Here is a 20,693-nt window from a genome sequence, read left to right as displayed (position 1 = left end):
CGTCGTGTCGAGACTGTGTTTGCCCGGGGGGCGACCCCCGGACCCCCGGCCGGACAGCGTGTACCGCTTCATCGCCCGGCCTCCTGCGTGGTGTTGAGACTGTGCTTGCCCGGGGGGCGACCCCCGGACCCCCGGCCGGACAGCGCGCACCGCTTCATCGCCCGGCCTCCTGCGTGGTGTTGAGGATGTTGACACCCCGGAAGAGGGCGGAGGGGCAGCCGTGGGAGACGGCGGCGACCTGGCCCGGCTGGGCCTTGCCGCAGTTGAACGCGCCGCCCAGGACGTAGGTCTGCGGGCCGCCGACCTTCTCCATCGAGCCCCAGAAGTCCGTGGTCGTCGCCTGGTAGGCCACGTCCCGCAGCTGGCCGGCCAGCCTGCCGTTCTCGATGCGGAAGAACCGCTGCCCGGTGAACTGGAAGTTGTACCGCTGCATGTCGATGGACCAGGAGCGGTCGCCGACCACGTAGATCCCGCGCTCCACCCCGCCGATCAGGTCCTGGGTGGACAGCCCGCCCGGATCCGGCCGCAGGGAGACGTTCGCCATGCGCTGGACGGGGACATGGCCGGGGGAGTCCGCGTACGCGCACCCGTTGGACCGGCCCAGGCCCGTCAGCTTCGCGATCCGGCGGTCGGTCTGGTAGCCGACCAGCTTGCCGTCCTTGACCAGGTCCCAGGACTGCGCCTCGACGCCCTCGTCGTCGTACCCCACGGTCGCGAGGCCGTGCTCGGCGGTGCGGTCCCCCGTCACGTGCATCACGGGGGAGCCGTACGTCAGCGTGCCCAGCTGGTCGAAGGTGGCGAAGGAGGTTCCCGCGTACGCCGCCTCGTAGCCCAGCGCCCGGTCCAGCTCGGTGGCGTGGCCGATCGACTCGTGGATGGTCAGCCAGAGGTTGGACGGGTCGACGACCAGGTCGTAACGGCCCGCCTCGACGCTCGGCGCCCGCATCTTCTCGGCCAGCAGTCCCGGCATGCCCTCCAGCTCGGCGTCCCAGTCCCAGCCGGTGCCCGTGAGGTACTCCCAGCCCCGCCCGGCCGGCGGCGCGATGGTGCGCATCGAGTCGAACTCACCGGTCGCGGAGTCCACGGCCACGGCCGTCAGCTGCGGATGCACCCGCACCCGCTGCTGCGTCGTGACGGTGCCGGCCGTGTCCGCGTAGAACTTGTTCTCGTGGACGGCCATGAGCGAGGCGTCCACGTGAGCCACCCCGTCGGCCGCCAGCAGCCGCGCGCTCCACTCGGCGAGCAGCCCGGCCTTCTCCTCGTCGGGTACGGAGAACGGATCGACCTCGTACGCGGACACCCAGGTCCGCTCCCCGTGCACCGGCTCGTCCGCCAGCTCGACGAACTCGTCGGAACCGGCCGCGGCGATCACCTTCGCCGAGAGCTTCGCCATGGCGACGGCCTGCGACGCGACCTTCGCCGCCGCGTCCATCGTCAGGTCCACGCCGGACGCGAACCCCCACGCCCCGCCGTGCACCACGCGGACCGCGTACCCCAGGTCGGTGGTGTCCGACGTCCCGGAGGGCCGGGCGTCGCGCAACCGCCAGGTGGCGCCGCGCACCCGCTCGAACCGGAAGTCGGCGTGCGCCGCCCCGAGCGCGCGGGCGCGGGCCAGGGCCGCGTCGGCGAGGGCGCGCAGTGGCAGGGCCAGGAACGACTGATCTACCTCGTGGGCCACGCGGGCCTCCCCTTCTGAGATGGTCCTGGCAGTGAATCACGCGCGGAAGCCCCACCGGGCGGCTACCGGTTCGCGGGCCGGGGACACGACGCGCGCCCGCCGCGGCGCGCCGGGGGCATCGCTGTAGGAACCCGACAGTGCCGTGCCGAAGGCGCTGTCAGGGGCCGAGTCCCCTCACCCGGCGCGGTACCGATAGGTTTTCGAGGTACCAGACCGACAAGGAAAGGGTGATCCGTTGAGCCGCTCGGTTCTCGTCACCGGAGGAAACCGGGGCATCGGCCTCGCCATCGCCCGCGCCTTCGCCGACAACGGCGACAAGGTCGCGATCACCTACCGCTCCGGTGAGCCGCCCCAGGCGCTCACCGACGCGGGCTGCCTGGCGGTCCGGTGCGACATCACCGACACCGAACAGGTGGAGCAGGCCTACAAGGAGATCGAGGAGAAGCACGGTCCCGTCGAGGTGCTGGTGGCCAACGCCGGTATCACCAAGGACCAGTTGCTGATGCGGATGTCCGAGGAGGACTTCACGTCCGTCGTGGAGACCAACCTCACCGGCACCTTCCGCGTGGTCAAGCGCGCCAACCGCGCGATGCTGCGCGCCAAGAAGGGCCGTGTCGTCCTGATCTCCTCCGTCGTCGGCCTGCTGGGGTCGGCCGGACAGGCCAACTACGCGGCGTCCAAGGCGGGCCTGGTCGGCTTCGCCCGGTCGCTGGCCCGTGAGCTCGGCTCGCGGAACATCACGTTCAACGTCGTCGCGCCCGGGTTCGTCGACACCGACATGACCCAGGTGCTCACCGACGAGCAGCGCAAGGGCATCGTGTCGCAGGTCCCGCTCGGCCGCTACGCGCAGCCCGCCGAGATCGCCGCCGCGGTGCGCTTCCTGGCGTCCGACGACGCGTCGTACATCACTGGAGCCGTCATTCCCGTTGACGGCGGATTGGGCATGGGTCACTGATCACCATGAGCGGAATTCTCGACGGCAAGCGCATCCTCGTCACAGGTGTGCTGATGGAGTCGTCCATCGCCTTCCACGCCGCGAAGGTGGCCCAGGAGCAGGGCGCCGAGGTCATCCTCACCGCCTTCCCCCGGCCGACGCTCACCGAGCGCATCGCGAAGAAGCTGCCCAAGCCCGCCAAGGTCATCGAGCTGGACGTCACCAACGACGAGCACCTGGACCGGCTCGCCGGGCTGGTCCGCGAGGAGCTCGGCTCGCTGGACGGCGTCGTCCACTCCATCGGCTTCGCGCCGCAGGACGCGCTCGGCGGCAACTTCCTGAACACGCCGTTCGAGTCGGTCGCCACGGCCATGCACGTCTCGGCGTTCTCGCTGAAGTCGCTCGCCATGGCCTGCAAGCCGCTGATGAGCGACGGCGGTTCCATCGTCGGCCTCACCTTCGACGCGCAGTACGCCTGGCCCCAGTACGACTGGATGGGCCCCGCCAAGGCCGCGCTGGAGGCCACCTCCCGCTACCTCGCCCGCGACCTGGGCAAGGACGGTCTGCGCTGCAACCTGGTCTCCGCCGGGCCGCTCCGCTCGATGGCCGCCAAGTCCATCCCGGGCTTCGACGAGCTCGCGGACGTCTGGAACCACCGTTCGCCGCTGGCGTGGGACATGGCCGACCCCGAGCCGGCCGGCCGCGGCATCGTCGCGCTGCTCTCGGACTTCTTCCCGAAGACCACCGGCGAGATCATCCACGTCGACGGTGGCGTGCACATGATGGGCGCCTGAGCCCCGGCGGGCCGCTTTGGCCCGCCGCCGACGGCCGCGTACCGCTCCTCGCGAGGAGTCCTGGTACGCGGCCGTCGCGCGTCCGGGAGCGGGGGCCGGGCCCGGACAGGGAGTGCTGGTCAGGGGGCTCCCGGTGTCTCGGGTCGAAAAGATGACCGGCCCACCGCAGAATATGGAGGAACCGGACTTTCGGTCAGGCTGTGGGGAGGAGACCGCTGTGCGCTCCACACGTCGCCGGACCTGGGCCCTGGTGGCCACGGCGACGGCCGTCGCCGGTCTCCTCGCCCCGGTCGCCGTCAGCGCGGCGAGCCGGGTGGCCGGGAGCGGGGCGGCCGCACCCGCGGCGCCGTCCCCGGAGCCCTCGGGCGCCGAGTGCCGTACGTCGGTCGAAGGCTCCCGGGTCGTCGCCTACTGCCACAACCCGTACCCCACGACGGACCTCGTCCAGCTGCACACCGAATGCGCCCGCTGGTGGGACGTGGACGCCGACGCCGAGGCGGTCGCGGTGCAGCCGGGCCGGACGGTCCGGCTGGAGGACCGGTGCTGGAAAGAGGTCGGCCGGGCCTGGGTCAGCCACCGGGTGCCGTGAGGGGTCCCGTCGCGTCCCGTCCCGTCGCGTCCCGTGCGGCGGCGGACACCGTCCCGAGCGGTCAGATGGGTCCGGATCCTCAGGCCGTCGTCCCGTTGCGGCGATGCCCCGATCCTCAGGCCGTGGCCCCGTGCCCCGACGCCCGGATCCGGTCCCGCAGGCACTTCAGCGCGTGGCCGGCGGCCTCCGACGAGGCCGTCTCCGCGTCGCCCGCCCGGATCGCCTCGACGAGCCGGCCGTGGTCCATGTAGTCCTCCGGCCGCAGCCGAGGGCCCACGTCCCCCCGCAGGTAGTCGCGGAGCAGATCGTTCAGGTCGGCGTACAGCTCGGTGAGCACGTCGTTGTGGGAGGCCGCGACCACGGCCAGGTGCAGGGTGGCGTCGGCGGCCACGAACGCCTCCGTGTCCCCGGTCTCCCAGCACGCCTCGCGCCGGGCCATCAGCGTGTCCAGCTGCCGCAGGTCCCGGTCGGTGCGCCGCACCGCGGCCAGCCGGGCCGCCGAGGACTCCAGCGTGGAGCGCAGTTCGGCGACGTGCCGGGGGTCGGCGTCCGCGAACCGGCGGTGCATCACCCCGGCCAGCTCACTGGTGGCGACCACATAGGTGCCGGAGCCCTGGCGGATGTCCAGCAGCCCGTTGTGCGCCAGGGCGCGCACCGCCTCACGCACCGTGTTGCGGGCGACCCCCAGCTGCTCGACCAGCTCGGGCTCGGTCGGGATCCGTGAACCCACGGGCCACTCGCCCGCCGTGATCTGGTTCCTCAGCTGGGCGATCACCTGGTCGGCGAGAGCCGACCGCCGCGGAGACGTCAGCGCCATGGTGCTCCTTGCTCGTGGCCCCGGACCGGGGCGGTGCGGGAAGTGCGGCCTGTCGACCCGTCCGCCGATTGTCTCAGCGGGAGAGCCGGGGTGGACAGTTAATCATCCCATGATTCTATGATGGGTTCCATGCCCCATGAGGAGTCTCCCACCCTGAACCCCGCGCCCGCCCCCGATCTCGGCCCCGGCCCCGGTGCCGGTAGCGGTACCGGTCGCAAGGCCGCCCCCGGACCGTCGCCCTGGGTGCTGCGCCTGGTCGCCGTCGGCCTCGTCCTCGCCGCCCTCAACCTGCGGCCCGCCATCACCAGCCTCGGCCCCCTCATGAAGGAGGTCCGCGACGGGCTGCACATGAGCGGCAGCGTCGCCGGTCTGCTCACCTCCGTACCGCCCCTCTGCTTCGCCCTCTTCGGGTTCATGGCGCCACGGCTCGCCCGCCGCTTCGGCCCCGGAGCCGTCGTCTGCACCGGCATGGCCGCCATCGCGTCCGGGCTGCTGCTGCGCCCCTTCGTGGGCGGCACGGCCGGGTTCGTCGCCGCCAGCGCGCTCGCCCTGATGGGCATCGCGGTCAGCAACATCCTGATGCCGGTGATCGTCAAGCGCTGGTTCCCCGACCGCGTCGGCACCATGACCGGCCTCTACTCCATGGCGCTCGCCCTCGGTACGGCGTTCGCGGCCGCCCTCACCGTGCCCATGACGAACGCGCTGGGCGGCAGCTGGAAGACCGGGCTCGCCGTCTGGGCGGTGCCGGCCCTCCTCGCCGTCGTGCCCTGGCTCGCGCTCGTACGGGACCGTACCGGCTCCGCCGAGCGGCACGAGGCGAAGCCCGCGGCAACCTTGGCGCCCGCTCCCGCGCCGCGGATCACCCGCAGCCGTACGTCCTGGGCGCTCGCCTGCTTCTTCGGCCTCCAGGCCACGGCGGCGTACATCACCATGGGCTGGATGCCGCAGATCTTCCGGGACGCGGGGGTCTCGGCGGGCACCGCGGGTGTCCTGCTCGCCGTGATCATGGCCATGGGCGTGCCCCTGGCCTTCGTCATCCCCAGGGTCGCCACCCGGCTGCGGACCCAGGGCCCGATCGTCCTCGTCCTGGGCGGCAGCGGCCTGGTCGGCTACGCCGGCCTCTACCTGGCCCCGGCGAGCGGCGCCTGGATCTGGGCCGTGCTCCTGGGCATCGCCAACTGCGCCTTCCCGCTCGCCCTCACCATGATCGGCATGCGCTCCCGCACCGGCGCCGGGGTCGTCCGGCTCTCGGCCTTCGCCCAGTCCATCGGCTACCTGCTCTCCATCCCCGGCCCGCTGCTCGTCGGCGTGCTGTACCAGCACAGCGGTGGCTGGGGTCTGCCGCTCGCCCTGATGGCGGGCCTCCTGGTGCCCCAGACGGTGGCGGGCGTGCTCGCCGGGCGGGACCGGGTGATCGAGGACGAGTGCTGAGATGCGAGACTGAGCCCATGCCAGTGCTCGATCCGCACCCCCAGAACGGTCAGAAGAAGCTCCTCCTCGTGCTCGGGGCGATGCTGCTCATCTCGGTGGTGATCGGAGTGATCGCCACGATCGCCTCCCCCTGATCCCGGGCGCGGCGGTGCCGCGCCGAGCGCCCTGGACCGGGCGGACGCGGGCCCGATGGTGGGGCTGTCCCCACCATCCCCTAGGGGGTCAGGTTCAGGGTCGAGTGGGTGGGTCGCCGGATGGGCCCGGCACCGGCGGGTCCGTAGGTTTTCGGTATCGGCACCGGAACCCCAGGAGGCGGACATGCCGGCCCGTACAGAGACCCGGACCCACCCTGCCGCCCCGGACCACGCCGTCGGGATCCGGCTGCCCTGGTGGGCCGTCGCGCTGCCCGCCCTGGCCTTCGCCGCGCTGCTCCTGCTGATCACGGGACCCGGGCAGGCCCACGCGGCCGCCGGCGATCCGGCGGTCGGACGCCTGGTCGGGCTGATCATGGAACTGCTCCCCAGGTGAGGCCGCCGGCCGGCCCCCCGGCCCGTACCGGCGGAGCACCCCAACACCCTGCGCCCGGACGTGCGTTTCGTGCGAAGCTGAGGTGTATGAGCGCCGAAACACCTCGCAGGATCGTCCTTCTCAGGCACGCAAAGGCGGAATGGTCGCAGGAGTCCGACCACGAGCGGCCCCTGGCCGACCGGGGACGCAAGGACGCCCCCGTCGCCGGCCGACGGCTCGCCGATTCCGGTATCGACATCGATCTGGCTCTGTGCTCGACCGCCAGCAGGACCCGTGAGACCTGGAAGCTCGCGGTCCACGAGTTCCCCCGGCGCCCCAGGACCGTGTACGAGGAGAGGCTGTACGAGGCCTCCGTCGGCGAGCTGATCGCCCTGTTCAACGAGGTCTCCGACGACGTCCGTACGCTGCTGGTGATCGGCCACAACCCGGGGATGCACGGGGTGGCGGACGTCCTGGCCGGTCAGGCCCGGGGGGACACGCTGACCCGGCTGACCAGGGACGGCTTCTCGACCGCCGCCTTCGCGGTGGTGGAGTTCCAGGGACCCTGGAAGAGTCTGGAGCCCGGTGTGGGCACGCTCACCGAGTACTGGACGCCGAACGACTGAGCCAGGACGGACACGGGCCCCGGCGCGGATGCCGCGCCGGGGCCCGTGCGTACGGGTGGGGGAGTCGGGGCCTCGGGAGTGCGGGCCCGGTGGTCAGTCGACGAGGCCGTCTGCGGCCTCGACCTCCTCGCGGGTGATGCCCAGCAGATACAGCACGGTGTCCAGGAACGGGACGTTCACCGCCGTGTGCGCCGCCTGCCGGACCACCGGCTTGGCGTTGAACGCGACCCCCAGCCCGGCGGTGTTCAGCATGTCCAGGTCGTTCGCGCCGTCCCCGATGGCCACCGTCTGCGCCAGCGGCACCCCGGCCTGCTCGGCGAAGCTCCGCAGCAGCCGGGCCTTGCCCGCCCGGTCCACGACGTCACCGACGACCCGGCCGGTGAGCCGCCCGTCGATGATCTCCAGGGTGTTGGCGGAGGCGAAGTCGAGCCCGAGGCGCTCCTGGAGATCGTCCGTGACCTGCGTGAACCCGCCCGAGACCACGCCGACCTGGTAACCGAGACGCTTGAGCGTACGGATCAGGGTGCGCGCGCCGGGAGTCAGCCGCACCTCGGCCCGCACCTTGTCCACCACCGAGGCGTCGAGCCCCGCCAGCAGTGCCACCCGGGCGTGCAGCGACTGCTCGAAGTCGAGCTCGCCGCGCATCGCCCGCCCGGTCACCTCCGCGACCTTCTCCTCGCAGCCGGCGTGCGCCGCGAAGAGTTCGATGACCTCGTCCTGGATGAGGGTGGAGTCCACGTCCATCACGACCAGCCGCTGGGCCCGGCGGCTCAGTCCGGCCGACATGACGGCGATGTCCACGCCGATCCCGGCGGCCTCGGGCGCCAGCGCGGTGCGCAGCTCCTCGGTGGCGGTGCCGGACACCGCGAACTCGACCGCCGTGACCGGATACTTCGCCAGGCGGAAGATACGGTCGATGTTGCCGCCGGTGGAGGTGATCCTGGCCGCTATGGCCGCGGTGGACTCCGCGGTCAACGGGTTGCCCAGCACGGTCACATGGGAGCGGCCGTCGCCGCGCGGACGGTTGTCGCCGATGCCCGAGATGATCTCGGCCTGGAGCTTCAGCGACTCCGCCCAGCTGTGGACCGTGGACCGCAGGTTGCCCTCGGTCGCGCCGCCGGCCGCCGGGTCGGTCACCAGCGCGCACAGGACGATGCGGCCACGGGTGACGACCTGCTCGATGTCGACGACGTCGACGGAGAACGCGGCCAGGGTGTCGAAGAGACCGGCGGTGATACCGGGCCGGTCCTTCCCGAAGATCTTGACGAGAAGCGTGGGTGTGCCCGTGCCGGTGACGTGCGGGGACGGGGCATCGGGAAGCTCAGGAGACCGGGGAGACCGAGGTGGCTGAGATGCGCTCATGGTGACTCCACCGTATAGGGCGGGCCGGGCCGCTTCCCGCCCTGTCCCGAGGAGCGGACACCCGGGGGCCGCCGGAAGCGGGGGTACGCGGAAGGGAGGGGCGGCGGGCGGGGACCGCACCGCTCCCGCGCCCCGGTCCCATTCCTCCCGAGTCGGGCCAGGTCCGCCGGGTCCGCGCCCGGTCTTCACACCGCCCGGCTTTCCGTTACGGGACGGGTCCTGGAATAGTTCCCCACGATGTTCAGCATCCCTAGGCCCCCCTCGGTGGGGGCGACACGGGGGACGACTAGTGGGGCGCGGAGTGCCGGAACTCGTACTGGAATTCAACGGAAGGACCTGGCCGCTCGATCCGTCCAGGTCGTACACCCTCGGACGTGATCCGCAGGGCGATCTGACGGCCGACGACGCCAGGGTGTCGTGGCGGCATGCCACGATCAGCTGGAACGGGCGGAGTTGGTGTGTGGAGGACCACGGCAGCACCAACGGCACCTATGTGGGGGGCCAACGCGTCCAGCAGGCGGAGATCGGCCCCGGCGTCGCGGTCAACCTGGGCAACGCCAACGACGGGCCGCGGCTGACGCTCACCGCCGCGGCCACCGCCGGCGCCGGGGCCTACGGCGGGCAGCCCGCCGCAGCGCAGCCGGGACAGCCCGCCGCAGCGCAGCCGGGACAGGCCGCTTCCGTGTGGCCCGACCCGGCGCAGCAGCAGGCCGCCGCCCAGCAGCAGACGGGGTACGCCCCTCCGCCGGTCCCGCACCAGCAGGGCCCCGCCCCGTACCAGGGGGCGCCGGGCCCGACGCCCGGTGCGGGCGGTCCGGGCGGTCCGGTGGGTGGCCCACCGGTCCACGGCGAGCGCAGCCCGACCACCTTCCACCGGCTGGACCTGGGCCGGGTCATGCGCATCGGCCGTGCCCTGGAGAACGAGCTGGTCGTCTCCGACCTCCAGGTCTCCCGGCTGCACGCCGAGTTCCGGGCGACGCCCGACGGCCGCTTCGAGATCCGCGACCTCGGCTCGCACAACGGCACGTACGTCAACGGTCTGCCGCTCAGCAAGTCCGGTACGGCGCTCATCGGCCCCAACGACATCGTCGGCGTCGGCCACTCGACCTTCCGGCTGGTCGGGGACCGGCTGGAAGAGTTCGTCGACACCGGTGAGGTCTCCTTCTCCGCCCGCCACCTGACGGTGACGGTCGCCGGCGGGAAGAACATCCTCAAGGACGTCTCCTTCGGCGTCCCGGAGAAGTCCCTGGTCGGGGTCATCGGCCCCTCGGGCTCCGGGAAGTCCACCCTGCTCAAGGCGCTCACCGGCTACCGGCCCGCCAACCAGGGCGACGTCCTCTACGACAACCGGAACCTGTACAAGCAGTTCGCCGAGCTGCGACAGCGCATCGGGCTGGTCCCGCAGGACGACATCCTGCACAAGGAACTCACGGTCAGCAAAGCCCTCGGATACGCGGCCAAGCTCCGCTTCCCCGCGGACACCACCGAGGCCGAGCGCACCGCCCGGATCCACGAGGTCCTGGCCGAGCTGAAGCTCGACATCCACAAGGACAAGAAGGTCACCTCCCTCTCGGGCGGACAGCGCAAGCGCGTCTCGGTGGCCCTGGAACTGCTCACCAAGCCCTCGCTGATCTTCCTGGACGAGCCGACCTCCGGTCTCGACCCGGGCATGGACCGCGACGTCATGCAGCTGCTGCGCGGCCTGGCGGACGACGGCCGTACGGTCCTGGTCGTCACCCACTCCGTCGCCGAGCTGGCGATCTGCGACAAGCTGCTGGTGATGGCCCCCGGCGGGGCCGTCGCCTACTTCGGTCCGCCCGAGGAGGCGCTGAACTTCTTCGGCTACAGCAGCTGGGCCGACGTCTTCTCCGCCTTCGAGAACTACCGCGACTACGACTGGGCGGGCCGCTGGCGCGGGTCGCAGCACTACCAGATGTACGCCGCGGACATCGACGCCGTCGCCGTCCAGCCCGCCCACATGCCCCCGCCGCAGCAGATCCGCGCGCGGAAGCCGCAGGGCTGGACCGCCCAGCTGCTGACGCTGATGCGCCGGTACATCTCGGTGATCGCCTCCGACAAGGGCTTCCTCGCCCTGATGGTGATCCTGCCGGCGGTGCTGGGCGTGGTCAGCGTGGTCATTCCGGCCGAGTTCGGACTGGCGGAGCCCGACCCGCCCTCCCGGTTCAACAGCAAGGCCGGGACGATCATGCTGATCCTCGCGGTCGGCATGTGCTTCGCGGGTTCGGCCAACTCCGTACGAGAACTGATCAAGGAACGGGTCATCTACGAGCGGGAACGGGCCACCGGCCTCTCCCGGTCCGCCTACCTGCTCTCCAAGGTGATCGTCCTCGGCGTGATCACCGCCGTGCAGGGCGTGATCATCTGCGGGATCGGCTTCTCCACCCGGAAGCTGCCCGACGAGGGGCTCTTCATGGCCCCGGCCGCGGAGATCTGCCTGTCGATCATCGCGCTCGGCATCACCTCGATGATGGTCGGCCTGATGATCTCCGCGCTGGTGAAGACCGCCGAGAAGACGATGCCGCTGCTCGTCATGTTCGCCATCGTCCAGGTGGTCTTCACCGGTGTGCTCTTCCAGGTCTACGGATCGCCCGGCCTGGAGCAGTTCGCCTGGCTGATGCCGTCACGCTGGGCGATCGCCGCCACCGGCACCACGCTGGACCTCGCCCATCTGATGCCGCCGTGGGACACGGCGAACCCGACCGACCTGGACCCGCTCTGGGAGCACTCGGCCGGCCAGTGGGGGTTGAACATCTCGGTGCTGCTGCTGATGGCCGTGGTCCTCTTCGCCGCCGTCTCACGGCTGCTGCGCCGCCACGAACCCGAGGTGATGCGCAAGTAGCGCCGCCGGGCCCGTACCGGTACCCGAAAACGCCCGAGGGCGGCACCCCGCGGGGTGCCGCCCTTCGGCATGTGCCGGCCGGTCACGCGACGCTGCGGACCGGCGGTCCGGCTCTGCCAGGCCTTGCTCGGTGGTGGCTCAGTACGCGCTGTTGACGTTGTCGATCGAGCCGTACTTGTCGGCGGCGTAGTTGGCCGCGGCGGTGATGTTGGCGACCGGGTCGTACTGGTCGTGCTTGGTGCCGGCGACGTGGTAGTAGTCGAACGTCGGCTTGACGACCTGCAGCAGACCCTTCGACGGTATGCCGTTGATCGCGTTGATGTCCCAGTTGTTGATGGCACGCGGGTTACCGCTGGACTCACGGATGATGTTGCGGTGCAGGCCCTCGTACGTACCGGGGATCTTCTTCTCGTGCATGATGGACAGCGCCTCGCGGATCCAGCCGTCCAGGTTGTTGGCGTAGACCGGCTTGCGGTCGGCCGCGCGGCTCGACTTCTCGGCCGCCCGCTTCTTCGCGTCCGCCTCGGCCTTCTTCTTCTCGGCCGCGGCCTTGGCCTTGGCGGAGTCGGAGGCCTTGACGATCTTCTCCGCGGTGGAGTCCTTCTCGATGGCGCTCGCCTTGAGGGCGTCGGTCTTCGCCTTGTCGGCGAGGACGACCGGCGCGCCGGATCCGGCCTGCGACTCGGCGCTCGCCGAGGCGTCGTGGGGGACCAGGGAGAGTGCGATACCGGCGGCGGCCAGAGTGGACACACCCGCCACGGAGAGCTTCTGCGCCTTGTTCAGACGACGGCTACGGCTGGTGATGCGGGAGATGGACATACAGTCGTACCTCTTCGAATAGCAGGGGTCCTCGGCGAGGACGCGGACGGAAGCGCCGAAGCACATCTCCGTCGGGGACGCTTGCAATTCTTAGCGCCAGCAAAATGCCCTGGCAAAGGTGTGACGTACGAAGCCGGATAGTGGAGGCGAGCGCCGTTCATACCTCTCTGTCCGTTTTGACCCCAGCCGTATTGCCCGTTTTGGTCCAACTAAACGACTTCGTAAGTGACGTGGGTCCTATGCCTGGGCTCACACGGGGACCCCCTCGAACTCACGAATAGTTGCTGTTGTGACGCAGAGCGTGAGGCCCTGGAGCCGACGGAAAGGGGGCTCCGGACCCGAGGGGGGCTTCGGACCCGAGGGGGGCTCCGGGCCCGGCGGACAGAGGGCGCCCCCGTGCGTGGGAGCCGGGCCCCGCCCGCCGCCTCGTCCGCGGGCCGCGGCCGCCCGGAGCGCTGCGGCCTACTACCAACGCCCCATGCGCAGGGGGTCTCCGGTCCGATACGGCCGCGATGATCACGCCGGTACGGTGAGCGCATGAGCCATCGCCCACCGTCCGGCCTCGCCGCGGTCAGCGCCGCGCTGCTCGCCATGAGCCGGCACCTGGAGGTGCGCGACGTCCTCAAGACGATCGTCGCCTCCGCGCGCGAGCTCCTGGACGCCGAATACGCCGCCCTGGGCGTCCCGGACGACCACGGCGGCTTCGCCCAGTTCGTCGTGGACGGCGTCAGCGACGAGCAGTGGAAGGCCATCGGGCCGCTGCCCCGGCAGCACGGCATCCTCGCCGCGATGCTGCGCGAGGCCACCCCCCAGCGGCTCGGCGACGTCCGCCAGGACCCCCGGTTCGAGGGCTGGCCCGACGCCCACCCCGACATGTCCGACTTCCTCGGCCTGCCGATCCAGGACGGCGAGGAGACCATCGGCGCGCTCTTCCTCGCCAACAAGCGGTGCCCCAAGCCGGCCGGCGGCTGCGGATTCACCGAGGCCGACGAGGAACTGCTCGGGATACTCGCCCAGCACGCCGCGATCGCCCTCACCAACGCCCGGCTCTACGAACGCAGCCGCGAGCTGACCATCGCCGAGGAACGCTCACGCCTCGCCCACGAGCTGCACGACGCCGTCAGCCAGAAACTCTTCTCGCTCCGGCTGACCGCCCAGGCCGCCACGGCCCTCGTGGACCGCGACCCGGCCCGCGCCAAGGGCGAACTCCAGCAGGTCGCCGCGCTCGCGGCCGAAGCCGTGGACGAGCTGCGCGCCGCTGTCGTGGAACTGCGCCCCGCAGCCCTGGACGAGGACGGCCTGATCGCCACCCTGCGCACCCAGGTCCAGGTCCTGGACCGCGCCCACACCGCCCGCGTCACCTTCGGGAGCACCGGAGTGCGGGCGCTGCCCTCCGCCCAGGAGGAGGCGCTGCTGCGGGTGTCCCAGGAGGCCCTGCACAACGCGCTGCGCCACTCCGGCGCCGGGAACGTCTCGGTCAGCCTGGAGCGGCGCGGCCCGGCCACGGTCCTGCGGATCACCGACGACGGCGGCGGCTTCGACGTCCACGCGGTCCGGCGCGAGGGCCGCCACCTCGGCCTGGTCTCCATGCGGCACCGGGCGGGCAGCGTCGGGGGCAGGCTCACCGTTGTGTCGGAGCCCGGCAGGGGCACCACGATCCAGATGGAGGTCCCCGGTGGCTGACAAGATCATCAAGGTGCTGCTGGTCGACGACCACCAGGTGGTCCGGCGGGGCCTGCGCACCTTCCTGGAGGTCCAGGACGACATCGAGGTCGTCGGGGAGGCCGCCGACGGGGCCGAAGGCGTCGACCAGGCCGAGTCACTGCGGCCCGACGTGGTCCTGATGGACGTCAAGATGCCCGGCACCGACGGCATCGAGGCCCTGCGCCGGCTCCGCGCGCTGGGCAACCCCGCCAAGGTGCTGATCGTCACCAGCTTCACCGAGCAGCGCACGGTCGTCCCCGCCCTGCGCGCGGGCGCCTCCGGCTACGTGTACAAGGACGTGGACCCGGACGCCCTCGCGGGCGCGATCCGCTCCGTGCACGCCGGCCACGTCCTGCTCCAGCCCGAGGTCGCCGGGGCGCTGCTCGCCCAGGAGGACGGGGGCGGCGGTACGGGCCGGGGCAGCACCCTGACCGAGCGGGAGAGGGAGGTGCTGGGGCTGATCGCCGACGGCCGGTCCAACCGGGAGATCGCCCGTGCGCTGGTCCTGTCCGAGAAGACCGTCAAGACGCACGTCTCCAACATCCTGATGAAGCTCGACCTGTCCGACCGGACGCAGGCGGCGCTCTGGGCCGTGCGGCACGGGGCGGCGGGCTGAGCGCCCGGGGGCCCGCCTTCCGGCACGCGGCCCCGGCCGGGACGGGGCCCCGGTCCGAAGGGGAACGGTCCGGCAGGGAAACGGTCCGGCAGGGGATGGTTCCCGTTCCACGGAAACCGGCCGCGAATTTCATACTGTCGGGTGGATGTCACCCGTACGGCGCATCCTGGGCGGCACGGCCGCGTTCTCCAGAGCGTGCCGCGGCGGACCGCCGCGGCGATGCGAGGAGGAACCAGAAGTGAAGAACCTGAAGAAGGCCGCCGCCGCCACCCTGATCGCGGGCGGGATCATCGCCGCCGGCGCCGGTGCGGCCTCCGCCACCGACCACGGCGGCGCGGGTGCCCACGGCACCGCGGTCGGCTCCCCGGGCGTCGTCTCGGGCAACCTCGTCCAGGTCCCGGTGAACATCCCGGTGAACGTGGTCGGCAACACCATCGATGTGGTGGGCCTGCTCAACCCGGCCTTCGGCAACGTCGGCCTGAACGGCTGACCGACGCCCGGCCCCACCGCCGCCGGACGGGCCCGAGCGCCCGCCCGGCGGCGGCGGGGGAACGCCCCTCAGCGCCCCCGCTCCTCCAGATACGCGTTGTACGCGGCCACCTGCGCCCGCCTGGCCACCCGCTCCACCGGCCGCAGCGCCTCGCTCCGGGCCGCGATCTCCGAGGCGCTCACCGCGCCCCCGTGTCCGTACCCATGGGCGACCGCCACCAGCAGCCCCACCCGCTGGGCCAGCTCCAGCACCCGTACCGCCCGAGGCGGATAGCCCGGCGCCAGGATGTCGCGCCCCGGCTCCGCCCGCGCCCGGTACGCGTCCACCGCGGCCTCCGCCACCGGACCCGAAGCGGCCACGTCCAGACGGGACAGCACCACCGTCGCGTCACGCAGCGCCTCCGCCAGCTCCCGTTCGGCCTCGCCCAGCGACGGCACGTCGGCCGGCGGGGCCTCCCGCACCGGCAGGCAGTGCCACACCACCTCCACGTGCACATCCCCCTCGGGCCCCGCCTCACCGACCTCCGGCACCAGGCCGTACGGCGCCCCGAAGACGACCACCGCCTCCTGGGCGTCCAGGGCGCGCGCGTTGAAGTCCGGCGGCCCGCTGAGCCCCAGCGGATGTCCGGGCACCGGCAGCGCCACCCGGAAACCGGTCGCGCCGAGCGCCCGCAGCCGCCCCAGCGCCAGCGTGAGCCCGACCGGCCCCGCCTCGCCCGGCACCCCCTCGACGCGGTGCACCGCGTCCTGACCGACGATCGCCTGCGCCGCGTCGTCCGGTGCGACGAGTCCGGCGAGAAGCGCGTTTCCCCATGCGGCGAGCCGCCCTGAGCGTGGTTCCGAAAGCATGGCCACAGCCTAGGGAACGGAGCGCGGGCGGGCCCTAGGAGTCGGAGCACTCTCCGGGTGGCGTAGGTTTTCCTTGGGAGCTGTGCCCACAGGCACGCGACGATCTCGACACTGCATGGGGAGACAACGCGCCATGAGCGATGTACTGGAGCTGGTGGACGTATCCGTGGTCCGCGACGGACGCGCTCTGGTGGAAGACGTCTCCTGGTCGGTCAAGGAGGGGGAGCGCTGGGTCATCCTCGGCCCGAACGGCGCGGGCAAGACCACCCTGCTCAACATCGCCTCCAGCTACCTCTTCCCCACCACCGGCACCGCCTCGGTCCTCGGCGAGCGACTCGGCGGCGTCGGCACCGACGTCTTCGAGCTGCGCCCCCGCATCGGCATCGCCGGTGTGGCGATGGCCGAGAAGCTGCCCAAGCGCCAGACGGTCCTCCAGACGGTGCTCACCGCCGCCTACGGCATGACCGCCACCTGGAACGAGAACTACGAGGCCGTCGACGAGGAGCGGGCCCGCGCCTTCCTCGACCGGCTCGGCATGACCGACTACCTCGACCGGAAGTTCGGCACCCTCTCCGAGGGCGAGCGCAAGCGCACCCTCATCGCCCGCGCCATGATGACCGACCCCGAACTGCTCCTGCTCGACGAGCCCGCCGCGGGACTCGACCTCGGAGGCCGTGAGGACCTGGTCCGCCGCCTCGGCCGGCTCGCCCGCGACCCGTACGCCCCCTCCATGATCATGGTGACCCACCACGTCGAGGAGATCGCCCCCGGCTTCACCCATGTCCTGATGATCCGTCAGGGCAAGGTGCTCGCCGCCGGCCCCATGGAGACCGAGCTCAGCTCCCGTAACCTCTCCCTCTGCTTCGGCCTGCCGCTCGTCGTCGAGCACCACGGCGACCGCTACACCGCCCGCGGACTGCCCCTCGGAAAGTAGGCCCGCGCCACGGTCAACTCCCCGGCGCCCTGTCGGGGAAGGCGCCCGCGGTCCTACGATGGCGGCGTGGACATCGACGCGTGGGTGTGGTGGCTGATCGGCGCGGTGGGACTGGGCATTCCCCTCGTCCTGACCGCGATGCCCGAATTCGGAATGTTCGCCGTCGGGGCGGTGGCCGCGGCCGTCGTCGCCGCGCTCGGCGGAGGAGTCGTCGCCCAAGTCCTGGTCTTCGTCGTGGTGTCGGTGGCCCTCATCGCCGTCGTACGCCCGATCGCCGCCAGGCACCGAGCCGGCCAGTCCGGTCACGCCAGCGGCATCGACGCGCTGAAAGGCCGTCAAGCCGTCGTCCTGGAACGGGTGGACGGCAGCGGCGGCCGCATCAAGCTGGCCGGAGAGGTCTGGTCCGCCCGCTCGTTCGACGGCGACCAGAGCTTCGAACCCGGCCGCCAGGTGGACGTCGTGGACATCGACGGCGCAACGGCCGTCGTCATGTGAGCGAACCGGTCACACGGCAGGCCGGGGTCTGCCACACTCGAAGTCGATCATCATGAGAATGCGTTTCTCATGACCACGCGACCTCGATCATCGCGATCCGTCGGCAAACGAAGGGCTCAGGCACACGATGCAACCGATCATCATCGTCCTGATCATTCTGGTGGTGCTCGTCTTCATCGCCCTGATCAAGACGATCCAGGTCATCCCGCAGGCCAGTGCGGCCATCGTGGAGCGCTTCGGCCGCTACACCCGCACACTCAACGCCGGGCTGAACATCGTCGTCCCGTTCATCGACTCGATCCGCAACCGGATCGACCTCCGCGAACAGGTCGTCCCCTTCCCGCCCCAGCCGGTGATCACCCAGGACAACCTGGTCGTCAACATCGACACCGTCATCTACTACCAGGTGACCGACGCCCGCGCCGCGACGTACGAAGTCGCCAGCTACATCCAGGCGATCGAGCAGCTCACCGTCACCACCCTGCGCAACATCATCGGCGGCATGGACCTGGAGCGGACCCTGACCTCCCGCGAGGAGATCAACGCGGCGCTGCGCGGAGTCCTCGACGAAGCCACCGGCAAGTGGGGCATCCGCGTCAACCGTGTCGAGCTGAAGGCCATCGAACCGCCCACCTCCATCCAGGACTCGATGGAGAAGCAGATGCGCGCCGACCGCGACAAGCGGGCCGCGATCCTCACCGCCGAAGGCATCAGGCAGTCCGCCATCCTCACCGCGGAGGGCGAGAAGCAGTCCGCGATCCTGCGCGCCGAAGGCGAGGCCAAGGCGTCCGCCCTGCGCGCCGAAGGTGAGGCCCAGGCCATCCGTACGGTCTTCGAGTCCATCCACGCCGGAGACCCGGACCAGAAGCTCCTCTCGTACCAGTACCTCCAGATGCTCCCCAAGATCGCCGAGGGAGACGCCAACAAGCTCTGGATCGTGCCCAGCGAGATCGGCGACGCGCTCAAGGGACTCAGCGGCGCCTTCGGCAACCTCGGCGGCGGCGTGCCCGGCTTCAACACCGGTGCGGAGCGCCGGGAAGAGCCCCCCGTCAAGTGACCCGCTCACCCCTTCGTGCAAGATTCTGTGCGGCCCCTCGACCTCGACGGCGGGGAGGCGTCACTGACCATCGAAGGGGATGGCCTTGTCCATCTGGGAAATGCTCGCCGTGTTCGCGGCCGGAGTCGGCGCCGGGACGATCAACACCATCGTCGGCTCCGGCACGCTGATCACCTTCCCCGTACTCCTCGCCACCGGCCTGCCGCCGGTCACCGCCACCGTCTCCAACGCCCTCGGCCTGATCCCCGGATCCATCAGCGGCGCCATCGGCTACCGCAAGGAACTCGAAGGCCAGCGCCGCCGCATCCTCAAGCTCGGCGCCGGCGCGCTGGTCGGCGGGCTCACCGGCGCCACCCTGCTGCTGTCGCTGCCCTCCACCGCGTTCGAGACGATCGTCCCCGTCCTGGTGGCACTCGCCCTGGTCCTGGTCATCCTCCAACCACGGATCAGCAAGGCGGTCCAGAGCCGCCGCGAACAGAACGGCACCGTCGCCCGTACGGACGGCGGCCCGCTCCTGTTCGTCGGACTGACGCTCGCCAGCGTCTACGGCGGGTACTTCACCGCCGCCCAGGGGATCATCTACCTCTCCCTGATGGGCATGCTGCTCGACGACACCATGCAGCGCCTCAACGCGGTCAAGAACGTCCTCGCGGCCGTCGTCAACAGCGTCGCCGCGCTGTTCTTCCTCTTCGTCGCCGACTTCGACTGGACGGCCGTGGTCCTCATCGCGGTGGGCTCCGCGATCGGCGGACAGATAGGCGCCAAGGTCGGCCGGCGCCTCAGCCCGCGCCTGCTGCGGGCGCTCGTCGTCGTCGTCGGCACCGCGGCCATCGTCCAACTGCTGCTGCGCTGAACTCCGGTGGCCCGCCCCCGGAGCCCCGGGGGCCGGCCGCTCGCGCCGTCCCCGCCGTCAGGCCGCGGACAGGGCCAGCCACTCGGGCAGCGCGGACCGGTCCCTGACCCCCAGCGCGAGCAGCATCGCGTCCGCCGGCGAGGGCACGAACGGCTGCCGCAGCAGCGGCATACCCGCCTGCTCCGGAGTCCGGGCCGCTTTACGGTGGTTGTCCTCGGCACAGGAGGCCACGGTGTTCAGCCAGGAGTCCTGCCCGCCCTGGGCGCGCGGCACCACATGGTCGACGGTGCTCGCCCGCCGCCCGCAGTACGCGCACCGGTGCTGGTCCCGTATCAGCACCCCCCTCCTGGACCAGGGGGCGTGTCTTCGGAACGGCACCCGCACGTACCGGCAGAGCCTGATCACCCGGGGCACCGGGATGTCGATGGCGGCGCCCCGCACGCGGAGCCCGGGATGCGACTGCTCGACGACGGCCTTGTCCTGGAGGATCAGGACCACCGCGCGGTTGAGAGTCACCGTCGACAGCGGCTCGAAGCTCGCGTTGAGTACCAGTGTGTCGCGCATCCCGCCCACCTCCCGTGTGCTGCCCGCCGGCCGGCGGGCCCGGATCAACTCTGGCCGGGAGAGCCGTGAGGGACAACGCAATAAAAAGTGCCCTGCCCTGATCTCTCCAAGACCAGGGCAGGGCAAACGGCGGGTGAACCGTCAGCTTTCCGGAGTGGCGTACTCACCGATCAGCCGGGCGCGCCCCAGGGTGTGGAAACGCAGGTTGAATCCGACCACCGCGGGGGAGGCGTCGCTGTCGGGGCCGAGCTTCTCGCTGTCCACCGCGTACACGGTGAAGACATAGCGGTGGTTCTCCCCGGCAGGAGGAGCGGCGCCCCCGAAGTCCTTCGACCCGTAGTCGTTGCGGGCGTGTACGGCTCCCGGGGGCAGGCCCTCGAAGGCCCCGCCGCCCGCACCGGCCGACAGCTCGGTGACGTCCGCCGGGATGTCGAAGAGCACCCAGTGCCAGAACCCGCTGCCGGTGGGGGCGTCGGGGTCGAAGCACGTCACGGCGAAGCTCTTCGTCTCCGCGGGGAAGCCCTCCCACCGGAGGTGGGGCGAGGTGTTCCCGCCGGACTGCGCCTGGGCGTCGGCGAGTACGGCGCCGGGGGCGAGGTCCTCGCTCACCACGGTGAACGAGGGGACCTCGGGATGGAAGTCGTGCGGCAGCGGAGCCCTCTTCGGCTCGGTCACGTCAGCACCTCTCCTGGTCGGATGTGGGACGTCTTCCCCC

22 protein-coding genes are annotated in these 20,693 nt (G+C 71.4%); 15 read left to right on the top strand and 7 right to left on the bottom strand.

What is annotated here, in order from left to right; all coding sequences use genetic code 11:
• Positions 1-154 precede the first annotated feature (154 nt).
• Positions 155-1,678, bottom strand: a complete 1,524-nt coding sequence (locus tag B9S64_RS05790; protein WP_093531235.1) for a TldD/PmbA family protein — start codon at positions 1,676-1,678, stop codon at positions 155-157.
• 235 nt (positions 1,679-1,913) lie between these two features.
• Here B9S64_RS05790 and fabG point away from each other — a divergent pair, with 235 nt between their 5' ends.
• The 3 genes from fabG to B9S64_RS05775 all read left to right on the top strand — a co-directional run bounded on the left by fabG (position 1,914) and on the right by B9S64_RS05775 (position 3,995).
• Positions 1,914-2,633 carry a 3-oxoacyl-[acyl-carrier-protein] reductase gene (gene fabG, locus B9S64_RS05785; protein WP_028440445.1) on the top strand — a complete coding sequence of 240 codons (720 nt, stop codon included), beginning with the start codon at positions 1,914-1,916 and terminating at the stop codon, positions 2,631-2,633.
• 5 nt (positions 2,634-2,638) lie between these two features.
• On the top strand, positions 2,639-3,406 hold the full coding sequence (gene fabI / locus B9S64_RS05780; RefSeq protein WP_028440446.1) for an enoyl-ACP reductase FabI: 768 nt from the start codon (positions 2,639-2,641) through the stop codon (positions 3,404-3,406).
• 217 nt (positions 3,407-3,623) lie between these two features.
• Positions 3,624-3,995 carry a hypothetical protein gene (locus B9S64_RS05775; RefSeq protein ID WP_103490434.1) on the top strand — a complete coding sequence of 124 codons (372 nt, stop codon included), beginning with the start codon at positions 3,624-3,626 and terminating at the stop codon, positions 3,993-3,995.
• A 115-nt stretch (positions 3,996-4,110) separates the two neighbouring features.
• Here the strand turns inward: B9S64_RS05775 and B9S64_RS05770 are convergent, their stop codons facing one another.
• Complete coding sequence (locus B9S64_RS05770; RefSeq protein WP_103490435.1) at positions 4,111-4,812, bottom strand: FadR/GntR family transcriptional regulator; 702 nt, start codon at positions 4,810-4,812, stop codon at positions 4,111-4,113.
• 120 nt (positions 4,813-4,932) lie between these two features.
• Between B9S64_RS05770 and B9S64_RS05765 the strand changes: the two genes are divergently transcribed.
• The 4 genes from B9S64_RS05765 (at position 4,933) to B9S64_RS05755 (ending at position 7,376) form a co-directional block, all read left to right on the top strand.
• Positions 4,933-6,243 carry a CynX/NimT family MFS transporter gene (locus B9S64_RS05765; RefSeq protein WP_374936054.1) on the top strand — a complete coding sequence of 437 codons (1,311 nt, stop codon included), beginning with the start codon at positions 4,933-4,935 and terminating at the stop codon, positions 6,241-6,243.
• A 17-nt stretch (positions 6,244-6,260) separates the two neighbouring features.
• A complete protein-coding gene (locus B9S64_RS34890) occupies positions 6,261-6,377 on the top strand; it encodes an SGM_5486 family transporter-associated protein (protein ID WP_093531249.1) in 117 nt (38 codons plus the stop codon).
• A 184-nt stretch (positions 6,378-6,561) separates the two neighbouring features.
• Entirely contained in the window at positions 6,562-6,771 is a 210-nt protein-coding gene (locus tag B9S64_RS05760; RefSeq protein ID WP_103490436.1) for a hypothetical protein, read from the top strand.
• Positions 6,772-6,857: 86 nt separating this feature from the next.
• Entirely contained in the window at positions 6,858-7,376 is a 519-nt protein-coding gene (locus B9S64_RS05755; RefSeq protein ID WP_103490437.1) for a histidine phosphatase family protein, read from the top strand.
• 93 nt (positions 7,377-7,469) lie between these two features.
• Here the strand turns inward: B9S64_RS05755 and serB are convergent, their stop codons facing one another.
• Positions 7,470-8,738, bottom strand: coding sequence for a phosphoserine phosphatase SerB (gene serB / locus B9S64_RS05750; protein WP_103490438.1), 1,269 nt, complete (start codon positions 8,736-8,738; stop codon positions 7,470-7,472).
• A 289-nt stretch (positions 8,739-9,027) separates the two neighbouring features.
• On the opposite strand from serB, the gene B9S64_RS05745 reads away from it, so the two are divergent.
• A complete protein-coding gene (locus B9S64_RS05745; protein ID WP_103490439.1) occupies positions 9,028-11,598 on the top strand; it encodes an FHA domain-containing protein in 2,571 nt (856 codons plus the stop codon).
• 138 nt (positions 11,599-11,736) lie between these two features.
• Here the strand turns inward: B9S64_RS05745 and B9S64_RS05740 are convergent, their stop codons facing one another.
• On the bottom strand, positions 11,737-12,417 hold the full coding sequence (locus tag B9S64_RS05740; RefSeq protein WP_028440454.1) for a transglycosylase SLT domain-containing protein: 681 nt from the start codon (positions 12,415-12,417) through the stop codon (positions 11,737-11,739).
• A gap of 537 nt (positions 12,418-12,954) precedes the next feature.
• On the opposite strand from B9S64_RS05740, the gene B9S64_RS05735 reads away from it, so the two are divergent.
• The 3 genes from B9S64_RS05735 (at position 12,955) to B9S64_RS05725 (ending at position 15,227) form a co-directional block, all read left to right on the top strand.
• Positions 12,955-14,100: a GAF domain-containing sensor histidine kinase gene (locus tag B9S64_RS05735; RefSeq protein WP_103490440.1), complete on the top strand. Its 1,146-nt coding sequence runs from the start codon at positions 12,955-12,957 to the stop codon at positions 14,098-14,100.
• The gene (locus tag B9S64_RS05730; protein WP_103490441.1) at positions 14,093-14,737 is read left to right on the top strand and encodes a response regulator transcription factor; all 645 of its coding nucleotides are present in this window, start codon (positions 14,093-14,095) and stop codon (positions 14,735-14,737) included. The genes B9S64_RS05735 and B9S64_RS05730 overlap by 8 nt, the downstream gene beginning before the upstream one ends.
• A gap of 238 nt (positions 14,738-14,975) precedes the next feature.
• Positions 14,976-15,227: a chaplin gene (locus B9S64_RS05725; RefSeq protein WP_030628723.1), complete on the top strand. Its 252-nt coding sequence runs from the start codon at positions 14,976-14,978 to the stop codon at positions 15,225-15,227.
• Between the two features lie 68 nt (positions 15,228-15,295).
• Here the strand turns inward: B9S64_RS05725 and B9S64_RS05720 are convergent, their stop codons facing one another.
• Positions 15,296-16,075 (bottom strand): hypothetical protein, encoded by a 780-nt coding sequence (locus B9S64_RS05720; protein ID WP_103490442.1) that lies wholly within the window; start codon positions 16,073-16,075, stop codon positions 15,296-15,298.
• A gap of 133 nt (positions 16,076-16,208) precedes the next feature.
• Between B9S64_RS05720 and B9S64_RS05715 the strand changes: the two genes are divergently transcribed.
• The 4 genes from B9S64_RS05715 to B9S64_RS05700 all read left to right on the top strand — a co-directional run bounded on the left by B9S64_RS05715 (position 16,209) and on the right by B9S64_RS05700 (position 19,414).
• A complete protein-coding gene (locus B9S64_RS05715; RefSeq protein ID WP_103490443.1) occupies positions 16,209-17,009 on the top strand; it encodes an ABC transporter ATP-binding protein in 801 nt (266 codons plus the stop codon).
• Between the two features lie 66 nt (positions 17,010-17,075).
• The gene (locus B9S64_RS05710; protein WP_103490444.1) at positions 17,076-17,504 is read left to right on the top strand and encodes an NfeD family protein; all 429 of its coding nucleotides are present in this window, start codon (positions 17,076-17,078) and stop codon (positions 17,502-17,504) included.
• A 127-nt stretch (positions 17,505-17,631) separates the two neighbouring features.
• Entirely contained in the window at positions 17,632-18,561 is a 930-nt protein-coding gene (locus B9S64_RS05705; protein ID WP_028440461.1) for an SPFH domain-containing protein, read from the top strand.
• A gap of 79 nt (positions 18,562-18,640) precedes the next feature.
• Positions 18,641-19,414, top strand: coding sequence for a sulfite exporter TauE/SafE family protein (locus B9S64_RS05700; protein ID WP_103490445.1), 774 nt, complete (start codon positions 18,641-18,643; stop codon positions 19,412-19,414).
• A 57-nt stretch (positions 19,415-19,471) separates the two neighbouring features.
• Here B9S64_RS05700 and B9S64_RS05695 read toward each other — a convergent pair whose 3' ends face one another.
• Both B9S64_RS05695 and B9S64_RS05690 read right to left on the bottom strand, forming a co-directional pair.
• A complete protein-coding gene (locus B9S64_RS05695) occupies positions 19,472-19,978 on the bottom strand; it encodes an HNH endonuclease (RefSeq protein WP_028440463.1) in 507 nt (168 codons plus the stop codon).
• Between the two features lie 141 nt (positions 19,979-20,119).
• Positions 20,120-20,653 (bottom strand): YbhB/YbcL family Raf kinase inhibitor-like protein, encoded by a 534-nt coding sequence (locus B9S64_RS05690; RefSeq protein WP_103490446.1) that lies wholly within the window; start codon positions 20,651-20,653, stop codon positions 20,120-20,122.
• Between the last annotated feature and the right edge of the window lie 40 nt (positions 20,654-20,693).

Source organism: Streptomyces sp. SM18 (genome assembly GCF_002910775.2).
GTDB classification, from domain to species: Bacteria; Actinomycetota; Actinomycetes; order Streptomycetales; family Streptomycetaceae; genus Streptomyces; species Streptomyces halstedii.
Note: the sequence above shows the minus strand (reverse complement) of the source record. Positions and strands in the feature narration are given on the sequence as shown.